Annotated in this window: 5 protein-coding genes; 3 read left to right on the top strand and 2 right to left on the bottom strand. The window is 70.0% G+C overall.

The genetic code is table 11. From position 1 onward, the window contains the following. From AC27VN_RS29880 to AC27VN_RS29870, 3 genes are all read left to right on the top strand, one after another. Positions 1-589, top strand: a 589-nt coding sequence (locus tag AC27VN_RS29880) for an alpha/beta fold hydrolase (protein WP_490878889.1), incomplete at its 5' end; no start/stop codon positions are given. Between the two features lie 44 nt (positions 590-633). Further along, positions 634-1,620, top strand: a complete 987-nt coding sequence (locus AC27VN_RS29875) for a Bug family tripartite tricarboxylate transporter substrate binding protein (RefSeq protein ID WP_490878888.1) — start codon at positions 634-636, stop codon at positions 1,618-1,620. An 87-nt stretch (positions 1,621-1,707) separates the two neighbouring features. Next, positions 1,708-2,940: an MFS transporter gene (locus AC27VN_RS29870; protein WP_490878887.1), complete on the top strand. Its 1,233-nt coding sequence runs from the start codon at positions 1,708-1,710 to the stop codon at positions 2,938-2,940. Between the two features lie 6 nt (positions 2,941-2,946). Here the strand turns inward: AC27VN_RS29870 and AC27VN_RS29865 are convergent, their stop codons facing one another. Both AC27VN_RS29865 and AC27VN_RS29860 read right to left on the bottom strand, forming a co-directional pair. After that, on the bottom strand, positions 2,947-4,104 hold the full coding sequence (locus AC27VN_RS29865; protein ID WP_490878886.1) for a PepSY-associated TM helix domain-containing protein: 1,158 nt from the start codon (positions 4,102-4,104) through the stop codon (positions 2,947-2,949). Between the two features lie 10 nt (positions 4,105-4,114). Continuing rightward, the coding region (locus AC27VN_RS29860) for a TonB-dependent siderophore receptor (RefSeq protein ID WP_490878885.1) at positions 4,115-6,132 on the bottom strand (2,018 nt) is incomplete at its 5' end.

Genomic DNA, 6,132 nt, shown 5'->3' with positions numbered 1-6,132 from the left:
CATCACCTACCCGGGCGGCGTCGCGCCCGAGCTGCTCGCGCTCGGGCTCGAGGAGCTGCTGCGCGAACGGCGCACCGGCGCGGTCGCGCTCTGGGCCTCGTCGTACGGCGCCTGGTGGGCGCAGGCCTTTGCACTGCGTTTTCCTGATCAGGTGGCGGCGCTCTGGCTCGGCAACACCTTCGTCGACGGACGCGACGTGGCGCAGCATCCGCTGTTCGACGCGGGCTGGCTCGCGGCCAGCGACAGCGCCGCCGTGATCGCGCGCTGGGACCAGGCGCTGCGCGCGCGGCCCGACGACCTGCTGCGCGCGGTGCAGCTGCACATGCTGCATGCCGGCCTGCCCGCTTCGGACTTCCACGGACGGCTGCGCCAGGTGGCGGGCGCGGCCGAGCTGCCGGCGCCGCAGGCGATCGCCAACACCGTGGTCTTCGAATGCGAGGACGACGTGATCATCGCGCCCGCGACCCGTGCCCGCGTGCGGGCGCGCTATCCGAAGGCTCGCCATCTCGCGCAGGCGCAGGGCGGCCACTACCCGCACATCGTCGCGACCGACTTGCTGGTCGAGCGCATGCGCGACTGGCTGCAATGACCACACCCATCACACCTGCATCGACCCACGCTGAGGAGTTCCCCATGCCCGTCTCTCGTTCCCGGCGCCTCGCGCTCCAGCGCCTGGGCCTCGCGGCCCTGGCCGCCACCACGGGCCGCGCGGCCTTCGCGCAGGCCGGCTGGCCCACCAAGCCGATCAAGCTCGTCGTGCCGTTCTCGGCCGGCGTGTCGCCCGACGTGGTGGCGCGCATCCTCAGCGAGCCGCTGGGCCAGGCGCTCGGGCAGCCGATCGTCATCGACAACCGCGCCGGCGCGGCCGGCATCATCGGCGCCGAGGTCGCGGCGCGCAGTCCCGGCGATGGCTACACCCTCTTCATGACCGTCAACTCGATCATGGGGATCAATCCCAACGTCTACGCCAAGCTGCCCTACGACACCTTCCGCGACTTCGCGCCCGTGACGCAGGTCGCGCTGGTGCCCTATGTGCTGATCACCGGCCCGACCCAGCCCGACGCCAGCCTGCGCGACCTGCTGGCGCGCGCCAAGGCCAAGCCGGGCTCGGTCGACTACGGCTCGCTGGGCGTGGGCTCGGGCCCGCACGTGGTGATGGAGATGATGAACAACATGGCCGGCGTGCAAATGGTGCACGTGCCCTACAAGGGCAGCCCGCTGGCCGACGTGATGGCCGGCCAGATGCCGATCGCCTTCGAGCCCGCGACCACGGCGATCCCGCTGGTGCGCAGCGGCAAGCTCCGCGCGCTCGCGGTGACGAGCCCCAAGCGCAGCGCGCTGCTGCCCGAGGTGCCGGCCGTGGCGGAACTGCTGCCCGGCTACGACGGCGACGGCTGGCAGGGCTTCTACGTGCCGGCCGCCACGCCCCAACCCATCGTCGCGCGCTACAACCAGGAGCTCGTGAAGATCCTGCGCAACCCCGAGGTGCAGCGCAAGCTCACCGAGCTGGGGCTGGTGCCGGTGGGCAATTCGGTCGAGCAGTTCGGCGCGATCTCGCGCAGCGAATTCGAGAAGTGGGGGCGCATCGCGAAGGCGAATCGGATACGCATCGACGGTTAGCGCAGCCAATCGCGCCATCTTTGTTACTCCCTTTGTCGCGTGCACGAGGGTAATCTGAGCCCTCGTTGAACCCCTCGAGGACTCACCATGACTTCCTGGCCCGATGCACTGCGCACCCACTACCGCTGGATCATCGTGGCCGCGGGCGGCGCTCTCGGCTGCGTGGCGATCGGCGGGCTGTTCTCGCTGCCGGTGTTCCTGCGGCCGATCGCGCAGGACACCGGCTGGTCGAGCACCGGCATCTCCACCGCGATGACGCTCGCCTTCGTGGCGCTGGCGCTCGGCAGCATCGCCTGGGGCGCCCTCAGCGACCGCGTGGGTCCGCGCCTCGTGGTGCTGGTGGGCGCCGTGCTGCTCGCGCTCGGGCTCGCGCTGGCCAGCCTGGCGACGTCGCTGCTCGCTTTCCAGCTGCTGTTCGGCGTGGTCGTCGGCATCGGCGCGGCGGCGATCTTCGCGCCGATGATGGCCTGCGTGACCGGGTGGTTCGACACGCACCGCAGCCTGGCGGTGTCGCTGGTGTCGGCCGGCATGGGCGTGGCGCCGATGACCATGTCGCCGTTGGCCGCATGGCTCGTGCAGACGCACGACTGGCGCAGCGCGCTGCAGCTGATCGCGGCGTTGGCGGCGGTCACCATGATTCCCCTGGCCCTGCTGGTGCGTCGTCCGCCCGCGCTGCGGCAGGCCGCCTCCGCCACCGCACCGGAGGCCTCGCGCGAATCGTCGCTGTCCGTCGCGCAGGCGCTGCGCTCGCCGCCCTTCCTGATCCTGGTGCTGACCAGCTTCCTGAGCTGCGCCACCCACTCGGGACCGATCTTCCACACCGTGAGCTATGCGGTCACCTGCGGCATTCCGCTGATGGCGGCCGTGTCGATCTACAGCATGGAAGGACTCGCGGGCCTGGGCGGGCGCCTCGTGTTCGGGCTGCTGGGCGACCGGTTCGGCGCGGCGCGCGTGCTGGTGCTGGCGCTGCTGGCCCAGGCGATCGTGGTGCTGGGCTACGTGTTCGCGCGGCAGCTGGGCAGCTTCTACACCGTGGCCGCGCTGTTCGGTTTCACCTACGCGGGCGTGATGCCGCTGTTCGCGGTGATCGCGCGCGACAACTTCCCGCTGCGCATGATGGGAACGGTGATCGGGAGCACCACGATGGCCAGCAGCCTCGGCATGGCACTGGGCCCCGTGCTGGGCGGGCTGATCTACGACGCGTACTCGAGCTACACATGGCTGTTCATCGGCGCGTTCTCGCTGGGCATCGGGGCCTTCCTGGCCGCCTTCGCGTTCACGCGGCTGCCGCGGCAACGGCCGATCGCCGCGGCCGCCTGAACGGCGTCAGGCCGGCCTCTCGAACCGCTCCGCTCGCCCGGCGCGCTGCCGGCGCCGCGACACCCACAGATAAACCCCGCTCCCCAACACCACGATCGTGATCAGGTCGAGCGCCGCCCAGATCAGCTTCAGCGGCAGCCCGCCGTAGTCGCCGAAGTGCAGCGGCCGCGACACCTCGAGCGCGCGCAGGTACCAGGGCATGCGCACCACGGCGGTCAGTGCGCCGGTGCGCGCGTCGACCAGCACGGGGCTGAAGAGCCGGCTGGTCAGCGCGGTGTCGCCCTTGGTCCACAGCAGGAAGTGGTAGGGGCTGCCGAAGGGATTGCCCGGGAACACCACGCTGGTGATGCGCATCGTGGGCACGGCCGCCTGCGCCGTGTCGAACGCGGCCTGGGCCGAGGCCAGGTCCTCGAACTTCGGCGGCGGCTTGCCGGCGTACGGTGCGAGCATGGTGCGCACGTCGGTCAGTTGCCAGAGGCCGAACAGCGGCTTCGAGAGCTCGTTGACGAAGCCGGTCGCGCCCACCACCAGCGCCCACACCAGCGTGACGATGCCCAGCAGGTTGTGCAGGTCGAGCCACTTCAGCCGCGGCGAGCGCGTGTCGCGCACGGTGCCGAAGGCCAGCTTGCGCATGTAGGGCGCGTACAGCAGCACGCCCGAGACGGTGGCGACGACGAAGCACAGCCCCACCACGCCGAGGAACAGCTCGCCCGCGAGCCCCGCGAACAGATCGGTGTGCAGCGAGAGCATCACGTCCATGACACCGCGGCTCTGCGCGATCGGCAGCATCTGCTTGAGCTCGCGGCCGGTGTGCAGGTCGTAGCGGATGCGCCGCCGGGTCTCGATGCCGGCCGTGGCCGAGGGCCGCATGAAGACGGTGGCGTAGGGCTTGTCCTCGTCGAACACGACGAAGTCGGTGGTCCAGCCCGGCAGCCGTTCGCGCGCGGTCGCCACGATGCGGTCGATGCTCAGCGCCGGCGTGCCCGCGGGCACGGTGGCGGCGGGCAGGCCGTCGTCGAACCCCTGCTCGATCTCCTCCGAGAAGATCAGCGGCAGGCCCGTGAGGCAGATCAGCAGCAGGAACAGCGTGCACGCCAGGCTGGTCCACTTGTGGATGGCACTCCAGCGTTGCAGGGCCGTGCGGTGGCCGTCGCTCGCGTTCATGGCCCGGTGCCTACCAGTTGTACTTGAGCGTGGCGTAGACCGCGCGGCCCAGGCCGTAGCGGCAGCCGATGGCCGAGCAGATCGAGATGTACTCCTTGTCGAACAGGTTCGAGACGTTGAGCGCGGCCTTCAGCCCGCGCAGCGAGGGGTCGAGCACGCCGAAGTCGTAGCGGATCGCCGCGTCGAACACGGTGGCGCCCGGAATGAGCTGCGTGTTGGCATTGGAGGTGTAGGCCGAGCCGATGCGCCGCACGCCGCCGCCGATGCTCAGGCCCTTGAACGCCTCGCCGCGAAAGGCGTAGTCGGTCCACAGCGAAGCCTGCTCGGCCGGCGTGCCGGCCAGGCGGTTGCCGAGCGTCGAGGTGGTGGTGGTCTTGCTGATCTCGTTGTCGAGATGGCTGTAGGAAGCGCGCAGCTTGAGCTGCTCGCCCAGGTTGGCGACGGCCGAGAGCTCGATGCCGCGCGAGCGCACCTCGCCGGTCTGCACCGTGAAGTTGGCATGCAGCGGATCGGGCGTGCCGACGTTGCTCTGCCTCAGGTCGTAGGCCGCGGCGGTGAACAGCATGTCGGTGTTCGACGGCTGGTACTTGAGGCCGATCTCGGTCTGCTTGCCCTTGGTCGGCAGGAAGGCGTTGCCGTCGAAGCCGGTGCCGGCCTGCGGCTGGAACGAGGTGGCGTAGCTGACATAGGGCGCGACGCCGTTGTCGAACAGGTAGAGCAGGCCGGCGCGGCCGGTGAAGGCATCGTCGCGCTGGCGCGTGACGCTGCTCGCCACGTAGTTGTCGGTGTCGGTGCGCGCCCAGTCCTTGCGCACGCCGAGCTGCAGCCGCAACCGGTCCCAGGCGATCTCGTCCTGCGCATACAGGCCGATCTGGCTCTGCTTCTGGTGCGCGTTCTGGAAGATGCCCGGCAGCGCGATGACCTGGTTGTAGTTGGGCGCGAGGATGTCGAGCGTGGGCGCGTTGCCGAAGCGCGTGAGGTTGTCCCAGTCGAGGTGCTGGTAGTCGATGCCGGTCAGCAGCTTGTGCGCGAGCGCGCCGGTGCGAAATCGCCACTCGGCCTGGGTGTCGAGCGTCAGCGTGTCGAGCTGCTCGTTGGCGGTGTAGGCCTGGCGGTTCATCGTGCGGTAGTCCGCCTGCAGCCCGAGGCCCTGCACCGAACGGTAGTCGATGTCGAGGTGGCGGTAGCGCAGGTTCTGGCGCACGGTGAGGTGGTCATCGACCTGGTGCTCGGCGGCCCAGCCCAGCGAGTACTGCGTGCGCGCGAAATGCTCGAACGAGGACTGGCCGGTGTAGAAGCTGCGGTCGATGCGGCCATAGGGATTCGGCAGCAGGGTGCCCTGGTAGGGCAGCAGGTTCCAGAAACCGCCCGAGGGATCGCGCAGGTAGTCGGCCATCAGCGTGACCTTGGTGCGCGCATCGGGCTGCCAGGTCAGCGAGGGCGCGATCGCGATGCGCCGTTCCTTCAGGTCGTTGACCTCGGTCTCGCTGTCGCGCACCACGCCGGCGATGCGCGCCGACAGCGTCTTGTCGGCATTGATCGCGCCGCCGATGTCGAAGGCGCCTTCCTTGAAGGCATTGCTGCCGTACTGCAGCTGCACCTCGCGCACCGTCTCCGGGCTCGCGCGCTTGCTCACGAGGTTGAGCACGCCGCCGGGCGAGGCCTGGCCGTAGAGCACCGACGACGGCCCCTTGAGCACCTCGACGCGCTCGAGCAGGTAGGGCTCGACCTTGGTCACCGACCAGGTGCCGGCGATGGTCTTGAGGCCGTCGAGGTACTGGTCGAGCGCGAAGCCGCGCGAGCTGATGGTGTCGAGCCGGTTGTCGGCATCGTCGCTGATGCTCACGCCGGGCGCGAAGCGCAGGGTGGCGCGCACGGTCTGCGCCTGCTGCGCATCCATTTCCTCGCGCGTGATCACCGCCACCGATTGCGAGGTCTCGAGGATCGGCGTGTCGGTCTTGGTCGCGGTCGCGCTGCGGCGCGCCACGAAGCCGGTGGCCGGGCCCCAGGGCGACTCCTGTTCCGCGC

The sequence above is a fragment of the Variovorax sp. 20P10.2.4 genome (genome assembly GCF_058244205.1).
Note: the sequence above shows the minus strand (reverse complement) of the source record. Positions and strands in the feature narration are given on the sequence as shown.